Origin of the sequence: Thiopseudomonas alkaliphila, assembly GCF_001267175.1 — a bacterium.
GTDB classification, from domain to species: Bacteria; Pseudomonadota; Gammaproteobacteria; order Pseudomonadales; family Pseudomonadaceae; genus Oblitimonas; species Oblitimonas alkaliphila.
Window position 1 is genome coordinate 190,140 of record NZ_CP012358.1, and the last position, 17,564, is coordinate 207,703.

General features: G+C 48.0%; 18 protein-coding genes and 1 tRNA gene. 14 read left to right on the forward strand and 5 right to left on the reverse strand.

Annotation, left to right across the window (positions count from 1 at the left end; genetic code table 11):
• Window positions 1–2: 2 nt before the first annotated feature.
• From AKN87_RS00905 to AKN87_RS00945, 9 genes are all read left to right on the forward strand, one after another.
• Window positions 3–1,010: a CorA family divalent cation transporter gene (locus AKN87_RS00905; protein WP_053102197.1), complete on the forward strand. Its 1,008-nt coding sequence runs from the start codon at window positions 3–5 to the stop codon at window positions 1,008–1,010.
• A gap of 27 nt (window positions 1,011–1,037) precedes the next feature.
• Window positions 1,038–1,349 carry a hypothetical protein gene (locus AKN87_RS00910; protein WP_064496061.1) on the forward strand — a complete coding sequence of 104 codons (312 nt, stop codon included), beginning with the start codon at window positions 1,038–1,040 and terminating at the stop codon, window positions 1,347–1,349.
• On the forward strand, window positions 1,339–2,163 hold the full coding sequence (locus AKN87_RS00915; protein ID WP_053102198.1) for a mechanosensitive ion channel family protein: 825 nt from the start codon (window positions 1,339–1,341) through the stop codon (window positions 2,161–2,163). Before AKN87_RS00910 ends, AKN87_RS00915 begins: the two co-directional genes overlap by 11 nt.
• 44 nt (window positions 2,164–2,207) lie before the next feature.
• Window positions 2,208–2,795 carry an RNA polymerase sigma factor SigX gene (sigX, locus tag AKN87_RS00920; protein WP_053102199.1) on the forward strand — a complete coding sequence of 196 codons (588 nt, stop codon included), beginning with the start codon at window positions 2,208–2,210 and terminating at the stop codon, window positions 2,793–2,795.
• Window positions 2,796–2,904: 109 nt separating this feature from the next.
• On the forward strand, window positions 2,905–3,975 hold the full coding sequence (locus tag AKN87_RS00925) for an OmpA family protein (protein WP_053102200.1): 1,071 nt from the start codon (window positions 2,905–2,907) through the stop codon (window positions 3,973–3,975).
• A 127-nt stretch (window positions 3,976–4,102) separates the two neighbouring features.
• Window positions 4,103–6,226, forward strand: a complete 2,124-nt coding sequence (locus AKN87_RS00930; RefSeq protein ID WP_053102201.1) for an intermembrane phospholipid transport protein YdbH family protein — start codon at window positions 4,103–4,105, stop codon at window positions 6,224–6,226.
• Window positions 6,227–6,260: 34 nt separating this feature from the next.
• Window positions 6,261–6,422: a YnbE family lipoprotein gene (locus AKN87_RS00935; protein ID WP_408033275.1), complete on the forward strand. Its 162-nt coding sequence runs from the start codon at window positions 6,261–6,263 to the stop codon at window positions 6,420–6,422.
• 9 nt (window positions 6,423–6,431) lie between these two features.
• Window positions 6,432–6,776 (forward strand): YdbL family protein, encoded by a 345-nt coding sequence (locus AKN87_RS00940; protein WP_053102203.1) that lies wholly within the window; start codon window positions 6,432–6,434, stop codon window positions 6,774–6,776.
• Between the two features lie 75 nt (window positions 6,777–6,851).
• A tRNA-Pro gene (locus AKN87_RS00945) sits at window positions 6,852–6,928 on the forward strand.
• Window positions 6,929–7,147: 219 nt separating this feature from the next.
• Here the strand turns inward: AKN87_RS00945 and fnr are convergent.
• From fnr to pncB, 3 genes are all read right to left on the reverse strand, one after another.
• Window positions 7,148–7,885, reverse strand: a complete 738-nt coding sequence (gene fnr, locus AKN87_RS00950; RefSeq protein WP_053101632.1) for a fumarate/nitrate reduction transcriptional regulator Fnr — start codon at window positions 7,883–7,885, stop codon at window positions 7,148–7,150.
• Window positions 7,886–8,140: 255 nt separating this feature from the next.
• The gene (locus AKN87_RS00955) at window positions 8,141–8,698 is read right to left on the reverse strand and encodes a nitroreductase family protein (protein ID WP_053102204.1); all 558 of its coding nucleotides are present in this window, start codon (window positions 8,696–8,698) and stop codon (window positions 8,141–8,143) included.
• Window positions 8,699–8,995: 297 nt separating this feature from the next.
• Window positions 8,996–10,204, reverse strand: a complete 1,209-nt coding sequence (pncB, locus tag AKN87_RS00960) for a nicotinate phosphoribosyltransferase (protein WP_053102205.1) — start codon at window positions 10,202–10,204, stop codon at window positions 8,996–8,998.
• A gap of 202 nt (window positions 10,205–10,406) precedes the next feature.
• On the opposite strand from pncB, the gene AKN87_RS00965 reads away from it, so the two are divergent.
• The 5 genes from AKN87_RS00965 (at window position 10,407) to AKN87_RS00985 (ending at window position 14,419) form a co-directional block, all read left to right on the forward strand.
• Window positions 10,407–11,240, forward strand: a complete 834-nt coding sequence (locus AKN87_RS00965) for an undecaprenyl-diphosphate phosphatase (protein ID WP_053101635.1) — start codon at window positions 10,407–10,409, stop codon at window positions 11,238–11,240.
• A gap of 75 nt (window positions 11,241–11,315) precedes the next feature.
• Entirely contained in the window at window positions 11,316–12,014 is a 699-nt protein-coding gene (locus tag AKN87_RS00970; RefSeq protein WP_053101636.1) for a TetR/AcrR family transcriptional regulator, read from the forward strand.
• A gap of 33 nt (window positions 12,015–12,047) precedes the next feature.
• Complete coding sequence (locus AKN87_RS00975) at window positions 12,048–12,530, forward strand: L,D-transpeptidase (protein WP_053103588.1); 483 nt, start codon at window positions 12,048–12,050, stop codon at window positions 12,528–12,530.
• 81 nt (window positions 12,531–12,611) lie between these two features.
• Window positions 12,612–13,658 carry a beta-N-acetylhexosaminidase gene (gene nagZ, locus AKN87_RS00980; protein WP_053102206.1) on the forward strand — a complete coding sequence of 349 codons (1,047 nt, stop codon included), beginning with the start codon at window positions 12,612–12,614 and terminating at the stop codon, window positions 13,656–13,658.
• Window positions 13,659–13,681: 23 nt separating this feature from the next.
• The gene (locus AKN87_RS00985; protein WP_053101638.1) at window positions 13,682–14,419 is read left to right on the forward strand and encodes an S-methyl-5'-thioinosine phosphorylase; all 738 of its coding nucleotides are present in this window, start codon (window positions 13,682–13,684) and stop codon (window positions 14,417–14,419) included.
• 998 nt (window positions 14,420–15,417) lie between these two features.
• Here AKN87_RS00985 and AKN87_RS00990 read toward each other — a convergent pair.
• On the reverse strand, window positions 15,418–16,596 hold the full coding sequence (locus tag AKN87_RS00990; protein ID WP_053101639.1) for a vWA domain-containing protein: 1,179 nt from the start codon (window positions 16,594–16,596) through the stop codon (window positions 15,418–15,420).
• Between the two features lie 49 nt (window positions 16,597–16,645).
• Window positions 16,646–17,491 carry an AAA family ATPase gene (locus AKN87_RS00995; RefSeq protein WP_053101640.1) on the reverse strand — a complete coding sequence of 282 codons (846 nt, stop codon included), beginning with the start codon at window positions 17,489–17,491 and terminating at the stop codon, window positions 16,646–16,648.
• Window positions 17,492–17,564 lie beyond the last annotated feature (73 nt).

Here is a 17,564-nt window from a genome sequence, read left to right on the forward strand (position 1 = left end):
CAATGAGCGCCCCTGAAGTAATGCTGCAAGATAACGCCAAACCTTTATTAAAGGGTTGGGTGTTGAATGGGCAAGGGGGCGCCCGCGCGATTAATTATCAACAGCTGGCGACCCTTGAGTTGCAGGCTGATGAAAAACTATGGCTGCATTGGAATAAAGAGCATCCCAGCACCTTGGCGTGGCTAAAGGCCAGTCAAAGTATTAGCCGTTTTGAACGCCAGTTGCTCTTAGAAAAAACGACTCGACCGCGTTTTTTGGCATTAACCGAGCATACCTTGTTGTTGTTTTCCCGCGTGATTCAGCCCAAGGCTCGGGCCGATAGCAGTGAACTCTTTTCAGTTAGGGTGCGTTGTACCGAGCAAGTGGTGTTGTCTTTTGCTCAGCCTGGTGCAGTTTTTGGTGATGGCTTGAAGCAACTATTTAAAGAAAAGTTAGGCCCCAAAACCACAGCTGAACTCTTGCTACTTTTGATGCGTGAAGCCACCGAGCAAATCGATCATGCGGTAGAAGCGCTGGCCGAATTTGTCGATCAGCAAGAGCTGCGAGTCGATCAAGAAGAAAAGTATGAGCCTGATCATCAAGAGTTGCTGCAGATTAGACGTAGCTCAGCCAACTTGCGTCGTTATTTAGCACCGATGAAAGATCTCTTTGCTGCTTTGGCCAAGGCACAGCCTGCTTGGTTTGACAAAGGCACTCGGCCCTATTGGAATGAAATCAGTAACATGCTGATTCGTTGCTTGGAAGAGTTAGAGCTATGCAAAGAGCGAGTAGGCTTTATTTTAGACTCTGAGCGCCGTAAGCGCGAACAGCGCACCGGGCGGGTGATGTATTTATTGGCGGTGGTAACCGCTTTTTTCTTACCCTTAAGTTTTGTCACCGGCTTATTGGGGATTAACGTGGGCGGAATTCCGGGCAGTGATGCAGGCCATGGGTTTTTAATTGCCTGTTTAATTATTGCCGGATTGGCCGCTATTCAGTTTATGATCTTGCGCGTTCTGCGCTGGCTATAAGTGTGACCATTAATGAGGAGTCTAAGCATGCATGAGCAAGATGCCTTTGAGCAAACCTTAGGCGAGCTATTTAAAGAGGGGCAAGGGCCAACCCCTGCGGGTAATGAGCAGAAAAAGCTTAAAAAAGTATTAAAACGGGCTAATCGGCAAGTGGGTGCTTCAGCATTATTTAGTTTGTTTGGTCGTGCGTTAGAAGCCTCGGTAATCGCTTTGCATAGCGGATCAGCCCATATTCGCCCGGTCAGCGCGCAGTCTAAGACAGCCGCTCCCCATGACCCAAAAACCGGTACGGATGCCTTTATTAAACCTTTAGAAACAGAGAGTACTCATGAAGCTTGATTCTTGGACCACTGGATTAGTGCATGCGATGTCGGCGCTATGGGAGAAAATTGTTAACTTTATTCCTAATTTATTAGGTGCTGTGGTTTTAGTTTTACTCGGCTTTATTGTGGCCAAATTATTAGACACTTTAATTTCTAAGCTGCTGGCTAAACTAGGCTTAGATCGTCTAATGGCGGGCACGGGGCTAAATAAGCTCATGGCTAAAGTGGGCGTGCAGTCGGGTGTTTCTGAGCTAATTGGTAAGGTGTTTTACTGGTTTGTGCTGTTGGTATTTTTAGTGGCTGCTGCTGAATCCTTAGGTTTAGAGCGCATTTCAACCACCTTAGATGTGCTGGCGCTGTATATTCCGAAAATTTTTGCCTCAATGCTGGTACTGGTATTTGGCGTGCTTTTAGCTCAATTACTGAGTGGTATGGTTCGCGGAGCAGCTGAGGGCGTTGGTTTAGAGTATGCCGCAGGGCTTGGGCGGGTGGTTCAAGGTCTAGTTATTATTGTTAGTATTTCGGTGGCGATTGGTCAATTAGATATTAAAACAGAACTACTTAACTACGTTATTGCCATTATTTTATTGACTGTGGGCCTAGGTATTGCCTTAGCGTTAGGGTTAAGCAGTAAAGAAATCGCTAAGCAGATTATTGCTGGTATTTATGTTCGAGAATTATATGAGGTCGGTGAGTGGATTGAGATTAATCAGGTAGAGGGTGAAATAGAGCAAATTGGTACCGTTAAAACCGTGTTGATAACAGAGCAGGGGCAGCGGATATCTTTGTCTAATCAATTGCTGTTAGAGCAGCAAGTTAAAAGCCGTTAAGTGCGAACTGGCTTATTCATTCCTATCACTTATTGGTTTTAATTTTGTCGAACATAAAATCTGTTGCAGTCAGTTATGATCCTGCAGAGTTGACGGATGAAGAACTGGTCGAACGCGCCAAAGTTGAGCTTTTTCACATTACTAAGGCCTATGAAGCCCTGATGGCACGTTATCAGGGAACGCTATTTAATGTGTGTGCAAGGTACTTAGGTAATGAGCGTGATGCCGATGATATCTGTCAGGAAATAATGCTCAAAGTCCTGTATGGGCTAAAGAAATTCGAGGGAAAGTCTAAGTTTAAAACCTGGTTATATAGCATCACTTATAATGAGTGTATTACCCAATATCGTAAAGAACGGCGTAAAAAAAGGCTGATGGATGCGTTAAGTCTTAATATGCCTGAGGATGCTGAAGCTGTAGAGCCAGACTATAAAGAAAAAAGTGGGTTAGATCGTTGGTTAGCTTACGTTAACCCTATTGATAAAGAAATTTTAGTGTTAAGATTCGTTGCCGAGCTTGAGTTTCAAGAGATTGCAGATATCATGCGACTCGGTTTAAGCGCGACTAAAATGCGCTACAAAAGGGCAATAGATCGACTTCGAGAGAACTTTTCTGATAGAATTGAGGTCTGATTGATTGCAAGATCACCCGAAACAGGATGTTTTTCCTTCCTAAAAAGGGTGTATTCTTACTGTGATACTATTTAATTAATAACCACATATCATAATGGGGACATAACCTATGAAGCTGAAAAACACCTTGGGCGTGGCCATCGCCTCAATTCTCGCGGCGTCTTCCTTGAGTGCATTTGCACAAGGCCAAGGTGCAGTTGAGGTTGATGCTTTTGCGAAGCGTTATTTCACTGACAGCACGCGCAACATGGAAAACGGTAACCTAATCGGTGGTTCTGTTGGTTACTTCTTAACTGACGATGTATCTTTAGCACTGTCATACGGTGAGTACCACGACATCCGCTCTAAAGATCGTCCAAATCTGCCTCATACTATGGGCCGCCAAAACATTAAAGGTAATTTAGCTTCTTTAGATGCTGCTTACCACTTTGGTGAGCCAGGTGTTGGCTTACGTCCATACGTTTCAGCCGGTGTTGGTCATCAGAGTATCAATACTACCTCTCCTAAGCACTCAGGTCGTGACCACACTACTTTCGGTAACATCGGTGCCGGTCTGAAGTACTACTTCACTGAAAACCTCTTTGCTAAAGCAAGCGTTGATGGTCTGTACGGCTTTGATAACCACCAAGGCGAGTGGCAAGCAGGTCTAGGTTTAGGTGCTAACTTCGGTGGCGCGCCTAAAGCAGTTGAAGAAGTCGTAGTGCCTGTTGAGCCAGTAGCGTGCATCGACAGCGACAACGACGGCGTATGTGATGACGTTGACCTCTGCCCAGATACCCCAGAAGGTACTCCGGTAGACGCTAACGGCTGCCCAATCGAGCCAGAAAAAGTACGCGTTGAGTTAGACGTTAAATTTGACTTCGACAAAGACCAAGTTAAGCGTGACAGCTACAGCGATATCCAAAACCTCGCTGACTTCATGAAGCAGTTCCCACAAACTGCAACTACTGTTGAAGGTCACACTGACTCAGTAGGTAGCGAAGCTTACAACCAGAAGTTATCTGAGCGTCGTGCTAACGCAGTACGTAACGTATTAGTTAACGAGTTAGGCGTTGAAGGTAACCGTGTAGATTCAGTAGGTTACGGTGAGAGCCGTCCTGTAGCTGATAACGCTACTCGCGAAGGCCGTGCGATCAACCGCCGCGTTGAAGCTGAAGTAGAAGCTGAAGTTCAGCCATAATACTTCACTAAATTTTAGGTGACTAAGATTTAGTACAAAAAGCCCCCTTAATTGGGGGCTTTTTTTTGGGTTTAAAAGGACGGTTTAATCAAGCTAGAGTAAAAGAAAAGAGCTAAGGCAGGTTGATATGGTTGGCAAGCAGCGAGTAAATACCGCGGGTTCAGGTGGGCTATGGCTCAAGAGGTGTTTGCGCCTGATTTTCTGGCCATTATTTTTGCTGTTGGCTATTTTGGTTGTGCTGTTGGTTGTGGGATTAAAGCAGCTATCCAATGCTGGCGTGTTTATTGACTGGCAGGGAGTGAGTGTAGAGCGCAATGGGTTGGCGCTCGAGCGGTTGCAGATTAATTATCAAAATAGCCAGCTGGTTTTGCAAAATCTTCATTTGAGTTGGTTATATCAAGCTTATCCTTTACAACGTCTTAAGATTGAGCAATTAACAGGGCGGTTAGCCGATGACGAGTGGACAGTGGATGCTTCGCCAGCAAGCGAGCAGCCCTCATGGCAGCGCTGGTTAGGCTATTTACCAAAGCAACTTGAGGTGCAGCAGTTAGAGGTAGAGGCGCTAGCCTGGGCTAAGCTGCAAGGGCAAGTGATGTTGGCAGCCAAAGAGGATCTTTACCATCCTTATGCGCTGCAGGTCGAACTCACTGTGAGCGAGATAAGCCCGCAGCTACTGGCTGCCGTACCTAAAGAATTCAGACCTACGCAAGCACAGATAACGCTCGTGAAGCAGGATGCCGACACCCCAGACGCAGTTAAGCCCTTAACCGCTTCAGCGTTTGCATTGGTTGCAGAGGTTCAAGGCGCAACCCAGGCGCAACTTGAAGGGGTGCTTAACTTGGAGGAGAGTCCATGGCGTGCCGAACTCAATCAGGCGCAGTTAAAGTTACAGTTACCCCGTTGGCGGTCAGATGGGGTCAAGCTGCAGCAGCTTGAGTTGCAATTACAGCCCCTGCTAGCCATGACTGAGCAGCAAGGGCAGCTACGCTTGAGTAAAGGCTCTAAAGCACTGATTAAGCAGCTGCAAGTTGATGATCTGCAACTAACGAGTATGCAGGCTGATCTTTCTCAGTTGCACCTGCAGTGGCAGTTACCGAGCACCGGTGAGGCCATTGTGCAGTTAGATAGCCCGCTTAAACTTAATGCTCGGCAAGTGGCTTATCCAGGGTTAAGCAAGCAAGCATGGAATGTGGCCGGGCATCTCGGTGGCGAGTTACCAAGTTTAAATATTGAGGCGCAAATCAAAGGTGCCCAAGGGATGGCGGGACAGTTTAATGGGCGCTATCAAAATCAAGCGCTGACGGGAAAGTTTTCCGTCGCTGAAATGTTTTTTCGTGGGGGGAATCCCATTCAGCAGTTGGTGCCTAGCTATTGGCCGGAATGGTTGATTGTTAATAGTGGTCGCTTGGTTGCTTTAGGTGATCTGGCTTGGCGCCCAAGTAGTGGCTTGCTAATGAATTTTACTGCCAATGCTTCAGGATTATCGGGCGAGTTTAATCGCAGTGTCCTGAATGGGTTGGCTTTTCAATTAACAGGCCGCTTAGCTAAGCAACAGCTAACGCTCGATGTGGCTGATTTGCAGGTTAAAGATTTAGATCCAGGGGTACCGCTGGGGCCAATTCGCGTACAGCAGCTAAAGGTGGAAGTGCCCTTAGCTAACACGGAGGCTACGCGTTTACGTTGGCAGCAAGCAACCACGGGGTTGCTTAAGGGGCAAGTGAGTGTGGCTGGGGGCGATTTTCGTTTTAATCAAACAAACCGCTTTAATGCCGAAGTAAAAGGATTGGATATTCAAGAGTTGTTGCGGGTGTACCCTGCAGAAGGGCTACAGGGAACCGGTATTTTAGATGGTCGCTTACCTTTTTATTTTGATTTAAATCAGCAGCATTTTGCCGTTGATGATGGCTTTATTAAGGCGCGAGGCCCCGGTTACTTGCGCTTTGATAACGATAAAATCAAAGCAATGGGGCAATCGAATCAGGCGATGCGGATTGTGACCGATGCCTTGGAAGATTTTCATTATGATTTATTAAGTGGTCAGGTTAATTACAATGAAACCGGACAGCTGTTGCTTAACTTACGCTTAGAGGGGCGGAATCCAGATTTGCAAAAGGGCCGGCCGATCCATTTTAATATTAATTTAGAAGAAGATATTCCGGCATTGTTAGCCAGCTTGCAATTAAGTGGTAAAGTGAGCGATACCATTCAGCAGCGTGTACGAGAGCGCTTAGAAAATAGAGCGAGGAAATAATATGAGGCAGCTTCAACAGCTGGGTCTGCTAGCTATGGTTTTAACGGGGCTAATGGCCTGTACCCCAACCGTGCAATTAGCAGTTCCCAATGAGCCGATCAATATTAACTTAAACGTTAAAATTGAACATGAAATCTATATCAAGGTAGATAGGGCGCTCGATAACATTTTAGATGAATCCAGTGGTCTGTTCTAAGGAGATGCTATGAAACTTAAGCAAATGATGATGGGTGCACTGCTGGCGTTAACGCTTTCAGGCGCAGCCTGGGCACTTGATTTAAATGGCGCCATGGGTGCCTTAAGCTCAGCTAAGGCGTCTGGTTTGGTTGGCGAGCAACCCAATGGCTATTTAGGTGTAGTAAAAAATAGTGGCGATGCGGCAGAAATTGCCCGTTTAATTAATCAGGCGCGCAAAGCTGAGTATCAGCGCCTAGCGAAGCAAAATAATATTCAGTTATCGGATGTAGAAAGTATGGCGGGTAAAAAAGCCCTCGAAAAAACGCCATCGGGTCAGTATATCCAGGTGAATGGGCGCTGGATGACCAAGTAGGCTTTACAAAGCTTGGGCTTTGGCTTAATATCCCGCCCTGTCAATTCGGCATGAGTTAAGAGTTGAATTGTCTGTCGGGGCGTAGCGCAGCCCGGTAGCGCACTTGCATGGGGTGCAAGGGGTCGAGTGTTCGAATCACTCCGTCCCGACCAATAATTTCCCCAAAAAGGCCACTTCATTGAAGTGGCCTTTTTTGTTTTAGGAGCTGCTGTTGTGATATGCGTTAGCTGGTAGCGAACTAATGACATCCACTTATAAAAAATAAGATTAACTTCGCTGCACAAAAGGGCATGGGCGACTGAGCGTCTGGTAGAGGTTGATCAACTCAAACGCCCTTAACGTAGTAAGCCAAGGGCATTGAGCTTAAGAGGCTAGCACGGCTGTGCTGGGCCGCCGGCTAGTTGGCAGAGTTCTTCGTTGTTGGTGATTTTAATTTCTTTACCTTCAGCTTCTATTAGGCCGGCTTGTTGAAAGCGGGTAAAGACGCGGGATACGGTTTCTACTGCTAGGCCAAGGTAATTACCAATTTCGTTGCGTGACATGGCTAAACGAAACTGAGTAGCTGAGTAGCCGCGGGCGCTAAAGCGGGCGGATAAGTTGACTAAAAAGGTGGCAATGCGCTCATCGGCGGTTTTTTTTGAGAGCAGCATCATCATTTGCTGATCATCACGAATTTCGCGGCTCATAATGCGCATGAGCTGGCGGCGCAGTTGGGGTAGGGTGGCGCTCAGTTCATCGAGGCGCTCAAAGGGAATTTCGCAAATAGAAGTAGTTTCTAAAGCAATTGCCGAAGTGGGGTATAGCTCGGTATCTACGCCGGATAAGCCAACAAATTCGCTGGGTAGATGAAAGCCAGTAATTTGCTCTTCACCACAGTCAGACACGCTGTAGGTTTTTAAGCTGCCTGAACGCACAGCAAATACGGAAGAAAAACTATCGCCCTGACGAAATAAGTAATCACCCTTTTTTAGTGGGCGGCCTCGTTTAACAATATCGTCTAGTAAATCTAGGTCTTCCATGTTTAAAGATAAAGGGAGGCACAGCGTCGATAGGCTGCAGTCTCTGCAGTGGGCTTGGTGCAAGCTACGTGCACTAATATTTTCAGACATGTTTTATTCTCGTACAACAAACACTGGCAAGGCGTAGAAGGTCGCGCCACTCACCCTCTCCGAAGCAAGAAGCATATAGCATAGGCTTAAAATAGCAATCATGCATTGAACTTTTTAGGTTAGATATGAGCAGGCTAACACTTTCCTAAAAAATTATGTGAGGGTTGTTAGTTGAAACAATATTCTATTCAATCAGCATAAGTATCTAATGTGCTGTGAGCAGTGGTTACAAACTAATTTAATGAGTGATTCATATTACTTTATGTGGGTCACAAAATCTGCAGAATCTAATGTAGGTGCTGTTTTAAGGTTACCTAAAGGCTCGCCAAAGTATAAAAAGCCTAAAATCTGCTCATCATCTTTGAGCTTTAAATAGCGATGCACAGATGGATGATAAGCCATATCGCCGGTACGCCACACGGCACCAATCTGTTGTGCATGGGCGGCATATAACATCGCGTGAGCAGCACAACCTGCAGCCAGTTGTTGCTCTAGCAATGGCACTTTAGGGTGAGCCGTAGGAGAAACCACCACTGCCACCACCCAGGGTGCGCGTAACAACGACTTGGCCGCTTTTTCATACTGCTCAATCGATAGCTCAGGATTATCTGCTTGCAGCCCATCAGCAAAGGCGGTACCTAGGTGCTGTCTGGCATCCCCTTCAATACTAAAAAAACGCCAAGGGCGTAACTGGGCATGATCTGGAGCACGCAAAGCGGCTTGAAAAATAATTTCACGTTGTGCCGCACTGGGTGCATTACCGCCTAGGCGCGGAACAGATACGCGATGCAACAAAAGATCAATGACCGTCATGGATACCCTCGTAACTATGCTTAAGCAATTAAGGCAGCTCTATTAGTTGTTTAATAGCTCTGCCTAATCAGAAACCGCTCCATCATAGCAGCCCCTAGCAAGCGAATGAAAAACATTAATCCATCAACCCCAATCCGTCGTGCCGGATTCAGTCCGGCATCTCAAGACCCAACGCACGCCCGTGAACCAAAGCACATCAAGGCCCTACCACGAACCTATCCATACTCTGCGGCCTGAGATGCTGAAACAAGTTCAGCACGACGGGGATGTTTGAAGGGGTGGGAAGCAAAAGCTCAGCTAATCCTGATCAACGTTAAACACCTGCTTTAAATAAGCTAAAAAAGTGTAATCCGTACACAACGTTTTACCTGGGCTATCAGACAGCTTAGCCACCGACTGACCATTACAGGTAACCAATTTAATCACAATCTGTAACGGCTCTAAGCCCATATCATTGGTTAGATTAGTCCCAATCCCAAAGCTGGTTTGAATACGGTCACGAAAATGCAAATACAGCGCATAGGCTTTTTCTAGCGTTAAGCCATCACTAAAAGTCAGCATCTTAGTGGCGGGATCAATCCGTAAACTCTGGTAGTGTTGAATCGCTTTTTCGCCCCAAAGGTAGGGATCACCACTGTCATGGCGCAGACCATCAAATAGCTTGGCAAAATACAGATCAAAATCAGCCAAAAAAGCATCCATGGTGATCACATCAGTCAGCGCAATCCCTAAATCACCTCGGTATTCTTGCACCCAAGCCTCAAGCGCGGTTTTTTGAAAATCCCGCAACCGCACATTCAACCCCTGAAACGCCTGTAAAAACTCATGGGCCATAGTGCCAATTGGGGTGATGCCTAGCTCTTTGGCCAGCAACACATTACTGGTGCCGCGGATAATAGTAGGGGCAGCTTGATGCAAGGTAGTCACCACATGCCGTTGCCAGTCTTTAGAAAAACGACGGCGAGTGCCAAAGTCCGCGACTAAAAATTGGCTTTGCCGTGGATTAGCCGAAAAGGCAAGTTGTTGCAGATACTGCGCTTTAGCTTGCAAGCGACGTTCACCTTCAGCCCGCACCTGAGGATTATCTAAACGCTGGAAAAACAACTGATTGACCAAGGCTAAAACAAAGACCTCAAAAAACATCGCCTGAATCAGTGGGCCTTGGATATGAATGTGCAAGCGTTGCTGCTCATCGCTCGATACTTGAATAAAGCGGCGCTTTAGCTGAAATAGCTCAAGGTAATCGACAAAGTCACTTTTAATAAAACGCAGCGAGCGTAAATAGTTTAGTTCATCAGTGGTGAAGCGTAATTGGCAGAGTAAATCCAGCTGTTGTTCTAGCTCAGCCTTGAGTTCAGCTAAGGGGTATTGCACCGAATCATTATTATGGCAGCGAAACTCATAGCTACCGGTTGCTTGGGGAAACTGATGTAAGACCACTTGCAGCATGGTGAATTTATACAGATCAGTATCTAACAGCGAATGAATTAGGGCAGTCGTGGTCATAGCACACTCAATTTAATCGATACGTGAGGCCAAATTACAGCATGCAGCTAGGGATTTGACTAGTGGACAAGGGTTGAAGCTGTTGGCCAATGAAAAAAAACAAGGAAAATATGCCTTACTTTGGTAAGCTGCGCGCTTTTATCTTGCGCTTTTGCCTTTAAAGATAAAGAACCTATCTAATTACCCAGCTAAGGAGCCGTCTGTGGAGTGGTGGACAGCCGTTCAGGCATTAATTATTGGAATTGTTGAAGGATTAACCGAATTTTTACCTGTTTCCAGTACCGGGCACCAAATTATTGTGGCCGACTTGCTGGGCTTTGGTGGACAGCGGGCTAAAGCCTTTAACATTATTATTCAGTTAGGTGCGATTTTGGCGGTGATGTGGGAATATCGCCGCAAGATTATTCAGGTGGTGGTCGGTTTACCCAGTGAGGCGCCTGCGCAGAAGTTTACCGCCAACTTACTCATTGCCTTTATTCCAGCAGTGATTATGGGCTTATTATTTGCTGACCTGATTGAGCAGTGGCTATTTAACCCAATTACCGTAGCCAGTGCGTTAGTGGTGGGTGGTTTGGTCATGCTCTGGGCAGAAAAGCGGCCGCATCAGGTGCGTGCCAAAGAAGTGGATGATATGACCTGGCAGCAAGCCTTAAAAGTTGGCTGCGCCCAATGCTTAGCCTTAGTGCCCGGTACCTCGCGCTCGGCTTCGACCATTGTTGGTGGCCTGTTTTTTGGCTTGTCGCGTAAAGCAGCGACTGAGTTCTCATTTTTTCTGGCCATGCCGACCATGGTTGCCGCAACGGTGTATTCGGTGTTTAAACACCGCGAATTGTTTAGCAATGCCAGCGATATCGGTATTTTTGCCATTGGTTTTGTTACCTCCTTTATTTTTGCCATGATTGCGGTACGGGCATTGCTCAAGTTTATTGCTAACAACAGTTATGCAGTGTTTGCCTGGTATCGGATTGGCTTTGGCTTACTGATTTTACTAACTTGGCAAATCGGCGTGATTGATTGGTCAACCGCCTTAGATTAGTCCAATTTATCCAGCACTTAATGTTCGCTGGCTTAGGTTTGTTTATTTTCTTTTTGTTTGACGGATTGGCGGTATATGGCGCAAGCAACCACAATGGAACGCATCTTAGATGCAGCAGAATTACTCTTTGCCGATAAAGGGTTTGAAGAAACCTCATTGCGTACCATAACCAGCAAGGCCAAAGTGAACTTAGCCGCAGTTAACTATCACTTTGGCTCGAAAAAAACTTTAATCCAAGCGGTGTTTAGCCGCTTTTTAGATCCTTTTTGCCAAGGCTTAGGCGCGCAACTGGATGCCTTAACCGAGCAGCAACTAGAACAACTCACCCTTGAGGATTTGCTGGCGCTGTTGGTCAAGCAAATGCTGGCAGTAGAGCCCCGCAGCGGCAATGATTTATCGATCTTTATGCGCTTATTGGGTTTGGCCTTTAGCCAAAGCCAGGGGCATTTACGTCGCTATTTGCAAGTCAACTATCATCAATTGTTTAAGCGCTATACCTTACTCTTAGTTAAGGTGGCGCCCAACTTGCCGCCCTTGGAGCTGTTCTGGCGGATTCACTTTATGATGGGCAGCGCGGTGTTTAGTATGTCGGGGATTAAAGCCTTGCGCGCCATGGCTGAAAATGATTTTCGGGTGCAGGTATCAGTGGAGCAGGTGCTCAATATGATGGTGCCCTTTATGGCCGCAGGCTTGCGTGCTGAAAGCAGTCTGCAAGATCCCCAGTTGAAGCAGGCCCAGGTGGTACGTAACCTAACAGAGGGTACGGGGCGCTAATTTAAGTTAATGGAGGCTAAGATGCGAAGCTCAATGATTAATCGCTTAGAAATATCTATTACTGAACAGCGCCTGCAAGGGTTTGCTGATGGGCAATTAGTCGCTGAGTACAGAGTATCGACCGCGTTAAATGGCCCCGGTGAGCAAAATGGCTCGGGTTGTACTCCACGGGGGCTACATTATGTACGGGCTAAAATTGGTGCTGGCTTACCGGAAGGAGCCGTGCTTAAAGGGCGGCGCTGGACAGGCGAGATTTGCACCCCAGAACTTTATGCCGCAGCGCCTGAGCGCGACTGGATTTTGAGCCGTATTTTGTGGCTAAGTGGCTGTGAGCTGGGCAAAAATCGCTTAGGCACGGTGGATACCTTTCGCCGTTATATCTATTTGCATGGCACCCCCGATGCCGAACCGATGGGTGTTCCCCTCAGTCATGGCTGTGTGCGGATGCGCAATACTGACATTATCCAGTTATTTGAACAGCTTGCGGTGGGATGTCAGGTGTTGATTCGCGAGTAATCGCAAAAAAATTATTACAGTTATCGTCCGCTTAGTGAGCATCTTGAGTACAGCGCTTAAGCGGAAGACTAAGGATTAATCATGCAAGGCTCGATTATTGTTGATGTGGCAGGTACTTGGCTAACTGCTGAAGATCGCCAGTTACTGCGTCAACCCGAAGTGGCGGGAATTATCTTATTTGCCCGTAATATTGAATCACCGGCGCAGGTAAGGGATCTGTGTCGTAGCGTTCGTCAGGTGCGGGCTGATTTACTGATCACCGTTGACCAAGAGGGTGGCCGAGTGCAGCGCTTGCGGCGTGATACTGTGGCGTTACCGGCGATGGGGCGTTTGGGTGAGTTAGCCTTTCACTCGCAGACGCCAGTCAATCCCGCACAGGCAGCAGAGCAGTTGAAAGCAGTACAGCAACTGGCCACCGCGTGTGGCTGGCTGATGGCCACTGAAGTGCTAAATGCAGGAATTGATTTTAGTTTTGCCCCGGTGCTCGATGTGGATTATGGGCGCAGCCAGGTCATTGGTGCCCGCAGTTTTGCCCATACGCCAGAGCAAGTCACACCGTTAGCCGATGCCTTTATCCAAGGAATGGCTGAGGCGGGGATGCCAGCGGTGGGTAAACATTTTCCCGGCCATGGTTGGGCCGAAGCTGATTCCCACGTGGCCATTCCCTATGATGAGCGGAGCCTAGAGCAGATTAGTCAAAGCGATTTACAGCCCTTTGCCCAATTAGCACCCCGCTTAGCAGGGGTTATGCCAGCCCATGTGATTTACCCCCAAGTTGATACGCAGCCCGCTGGATTTTCTTCGCTCTGGTTACAACAGGTGCTGCGTCAGCAGTTAGGCTTTACTGGGGTGATTTTTAGCGACGATTTAGGCATGGCCGGTGCACAAGTTGCCGGTGGCGCGGCCGCGCGTGTGGCTGCCGCATTAGGCGCTGGCTGTGATGTCGGGCTGGTATGCAATGATCGCAGCGCGGCAGAACAAGCGTTGAGTTTTCTGCAACAAAATGCCATAGCGCCGTGCAGCAAGTTGGCTGCATTACAAGGGCGTTATGCTTATAATCCGGCCTATCGCCAAGCACCTCGCTGGCAGCAAGCTGTCACTTTATTACGCACTGCGCAGCTAATTTAGCGCGCTTTTGTAAGGATGAGTCCATGAGTAAGTATGCAATTATTGGTGGCACCGGTTTAACGCAGTTAGAAGGCTTAAAAATTCAGCAAGCGACCTTGGTTGATACCCCCTACGGTGCGCCCTCGGCGGATATCTTGCGTGGCACCTATGCCGGTCGTGAGGTGCTATTCTTAGCTCGCCACGGTCATCCGCATCGTATTCCACCGCACCAGGTGAATTACCGTGCAAACCTGTGGGCATTACGCTCACTGGGCGCCGATAAAATTGTTGCGATTAATGCGGTGGGTGGCATTACCTCAGAGATGACCACCGGACAGCTATGCGTGCCCGATCAGATTATTGACTACACCTCAGGCCGTGAACATACGCTGTATGCAGGGGATTTGCAGCAGGTAACCCATGTCGATTTTAGTTATCCCTATGATGAAAATCTGCGTCGCTTATTGATTGCTGCAGTAGCTGCCTGTGGTTTTAGTTGCAGTAATCGTGGCGTATACGGCTGCACCCAAGGCCCACGCCTAGAAACCATCGCCGAAATTGCCCGTATGGAGCGCGATGGTTGCGATATCGTTGGTATGACAGGCATGCCAGAAACCGTATTAGCCCGTGAGTTAGGCCTGAGTTATGCCTGCTTGTCCTTGGTGGTCAACCCAGCAGCGGGTAAATCTGAAGGTATTATCACCATGTCGCAAATCCAAGAAGCGTTAAACGGTGGCATGAGCAAAGTCAAAACCATCCTCCAGCACTTACTAAAAGCCTAAACTAACTGCACCAGAGCCATCGTGCCGGACTCTGTCCGGCACCTCAGGAGCCAATGCACGGCTGCTAATCCAAGCAACCCAAAGCCCTGCCACGAAGCTATCCATACTTTGCGGCCTGAGATGCTGAAACAAGTTCAGCACGACGGGGATGTTTGGGCGGGTGGGGTATGGGGAGCTAAGTGATATGTCCTTGATCGTTTTGCCGTATATCGAAACCAATTAAAGAGCCCGTCGTGCCGGATTTAGTCCGGCATCTCAAGACCCAACGCACGGCGGTGAACCCAAATACATCAATACTCAAACCCACCCCCAATCTGTCGTGCCGGATTTGGTCCGGCATCTCAGGACCCAATGCAGGTGCGTGAACCCAAGCAAACCCAAGCCCTGCCACGAACCTATCCATACTTTGCGGCCCAAGATGCTGAAACAAGTTCAGCACGACGAGGATGTTTGGGCGGGTGGGGTGGGTGAAGACCCTACTTGCTTTAACCAACGCACAGCCGCGAACCCAAACACAGCAAACCCCAAACCCAACCCCCAATCCGTCGTGCCGGATTTAGTCCGGCATCTCAGGAGCCAACGCACGGTCGTGAACCCAAACACAGCAAACCCCAAACCCAACCCCTAATCCGTCGTGCCGGATTCAGTCCAGCATCTCAGGAGCCAACGCAGGGCTGTGAACCCAAACACAGCAATACTTAAACCCAACCCCTAATCCGTCGTGCCGGATTTAGTCCGGCATCTCAGGAGCCAATGCACGGCCGCGAACCCAACCCCCCAATCCGTCGTGCCGGATTTAGTCCGGCATCTCAGGAACCAATGCAGGGCCGCGAACCCAAGCACATCAATACTTAAACCCAACCCCAATCCGTCGTGCCGGATTTAGTCCGGCATCTCAGGACCCAATGCACGGCCGTGAACCCAAGCACAGCAATACTCAAATCCAAGAAGACGGGGGAGATGAAGAGGAGTAGGAGAGGGGCGGAATCGCCCCTTGATCACTGCGCTAAATACTTCATGCCTTCTTCAAGGCCTTCAATGGTTAGCGGATACATCTTATCGTCGATTAACTCGCGGGTGAGTTGTGTCGACTGAGTATAGTGCCAAGTATGTTTGGGAAACGGATTCAGCCAAATGAGCTTTTTAAACTTCTCGGTGAAGCGTTGCATCCACACATAACCCGCTTCTTCGTTCCAGTGCTCAACACTGCCGCCCGCTTGGGTGATTTCGTAAGGGGCCATGGCTGCATCACCGACGAAAATCACCTTATAGTCACTGCCATACTTATGCAGCAAATCGAAGGTGGAGTAACGCTCGGTGGCGCGGCGGAAGTTATTTTTCCAGACCGACTCGTAAATAAAGTTATGAAAATAGAAGTAATCCATGTGCTTAAACTCGGTTTTGCACGCAGAAAATAACTCTTCACAGACTTTAACGTGGGCATCCATAGAGCCACCAATATCAAATAACACCAGCAACTTAACGGTATTACGTCGCTCAGGGCGCATTTGGATATTTAACAGACCACCGTCTTTGGCGGTGTGATCAATGGTGCCATGCAGATCAAACTCATCGGCGGCGCCTTGGCGGGCAAACTTACGCAAGCGACGCAGGGCAACTTTAATGTTGCGCGTACCGAGTTCTACCTGATCATCTAGGTTACGGTATTCCCGCTGATCCCAGACTTTGAGGGCTCGGCCTTGGCGTTTACCGGCATCACCTAGACGAAAGCCCTCAGGGTTATACCCACCAGAGCCAAAGGGGCTGGTGCCACCGGTACCAATCCACTTATTGCCGCCTTGGTGCTTATCTTTTTGTTCTTCTAAGCGCTTTTTAAACTCCTCAATCAGCTTATCTAAGCCGCCTAAGGACTGAATTTGCGCGCGCTCTTCGGGGCTTAGATGGCGTTCAAACTCGCGGCGCAGCCATTCATCTGGAATCAACGCCTCAATATGCTGATCAAGGCTTTCAAGCCCTTTAAAGTAGGCAGCAAATGCCCGGTCAAATTTGTCGTAATGACGCTCGTCTTTGACTAAAATCGCGCGGGATAAGTAGTAAAACTCATCCATATCGGCAAATACCACGTTATGCTTCAGCGCGTTAATTAAGTCTAATAACTCCCGCACTGAAACTGGCACTTTGGCGGCACGCATTTCATTAAATAAGTTCAATAACACCTAAAGGGCCTCGCAAGTCAATGGCTTTGAGCTAAGCGCTAGGCACCCCTTAGCGTTGGGTGCGGCGGCTCATAAAGGCTAAACGTTGCAGCAAGGTCACATCTTGCTCATTTTTTACCAAGGCACCGGCCAGTGGCGGAATGGCTTTGGTGGTATCGCGCTCACGCAGCACATCGGCGGTGATATTGTCGGCCATGAGCAGTTTTAACCAGTCCACCAGTTCGCTAGTTGAAGGTTTTTTCTTTAAGCCAGGCACATTACGGATATCAAAGAACACTTCTAAGGCTTCGTTAACCAATTCTTGGCTAATGCCTGGGTAGTGTACGTCGACAATTTTTTGCAGAGTATCGCGATCAGGGAAGGCAATGTAATGGAAGAAGCAGCGACGCAAGAAGGCATCGGGTAATTCTTTTTCGTTATTCGAAGTGATAATAATAATCGGGCGGTTTTTGGCTTTAATGGTTTCATCGGTCTCGTAGACGTAGAATTCCATTTTATCGATTTCTTGCAGCAGGTCGTTGGGGAACTCGATATCGGCTTTATCGATTTCATCAATCAGCAAAATAACGCGCTTATCGGCTTCAAAGGCTTCCCACAACTTGCCCTTATTGATGTAGTTACGCACATCGTGAACTTTTTCTGAGTTAAGCTGAGAATCGCGCAAACGGCTGACCGCATCGTACTCATAGAGTCCTTGATGGGCTTTGGTGGTGGATTTGATATGCCAAGTAATTAACTCGGTATCAAAGGCTTCGGCTAATTGTTCAGCCAGCATGGTTTTACCGGTTCCTGGCTCACCTTTAACCAGTAACGGACGCTGCAAAGTAATGGCTGCGTTAACCGCCAGTTTAAGATCTTCGGTTGCCACATAGGATTCTGTGCCAGCAAACTTCATACAAAACCTCATACACATAAAGGCGTTAAAGCGCCAATCAATCAACAGGAAAGCCCAAACTATACGTGGCTTG

Excerpts from the sequence above, each read along its gene's own strand:
- AKN87_RS00905 (WP_053102197.1), top strand. The coding sequence starts at position 3 with ATGAGCGCCCCTGAAGTAATGCTGCAAGATAACGCCAAACCTTTATTA.
- AKN87_RS00910 (WP_064496061.1), top strand. The coding sequence starts at position 1,038 with ATGCATGAGCAAGATGCCTTTGAGCAAACCTTAGGCGAGCTATTTAAA.
- AKN87_RS00915 (WP_053102198.1), top strand. The coding sequence starts at position 1,339 with ATGAAGCTTGATTCTTGGACCACTGGATTAGTGCATGCGATGTCGGCG.
- AKN87_RS00925 (WP_053102200.1), top strand. The coding sequence starts at position 2,905 with ATGAAGCTGAAAAACACCTTGGGCGTGGCCATCGCCTCAATTCTCGCG.
- AKN87_RS00930 (WP_053102201.1), top strand. The coding sequence starts at position 4,103 with ATGGTTGGCAAGCAGCGAGTAAATACCGCGGGTTCAGGTGGGCTATGG.
- AKN87_RS00935 (WP_408033275.1), top strand. The coding sequence starts at position 6,261 with ATGGTTTTAACGGGGCTAATGGCCTGTACCCCAACCGTGCAATTAGCA.
- AKN87_RS00940 (WP_053102203.1), top strand. The coding sequence starts at position 6,432 with ATGAAACTTAAGCAAATGATGATGGGTGCACTGCTGGCGTTAACGCTT.
- fnr (WP_053101632.1), bottom strand. The coding sequence starts at position 7,885 with ATGTCTGAAAATATTAGTGCACGTAGCTTGCACCAAGCCCACTGCAGA.
- AKN87_RS00955 (WP_053102204.1), bottom strand. The coding sequence starts at position 8,698 with ATGACGGTCATTGATCTTTTGTTGCATCGCGTATCTGTTCCGCGCCTA.
- pncB (WP_053102205.1), bottom strand. The coding sequence starts at position 10,204 with ATGACCACGACTGCCCTAATTCATTCGCTGTTAGATACTGATCTGTAT.
- AKN87_RS00970 (WP_053101636.1), top strand. The coding sequence starts at position 11,316 with ATGGCGCAAGCAACCACAATGGAACGCATCTTAGATGCAGCAGAATTA.
- AKN87_RS00975 (WP_053103588.1), top strand. The coding sequence starts at position 12,048 with ATGATTAATCGCTTAGAAATATCTATTACTGAACAGCGCCTGCAAGGG.
- nagZ (WP_053102206.1), top strand. The coding sequence starts at position 12,612 with ATGCAAGGCTCGATTATTGTTGATGTGGCAGGTACTTGGCTAACTGCT.
- AKN87_RS00985 (WP_053101638.1), top strand. The coding sequence starts at position 13,682 with ATGAGTAAGTATGCAATTATTGGTGGCACCGGTTTAACGCAGTTAGAA.
- AKN87_RS00995 (WP_053101640.1), bottom strand. The coding sequence starts at position 17,491 with ATGAAGTTTGCTGGCACAGAATCCTATGTGGCAACCGAAGATCTTAAA.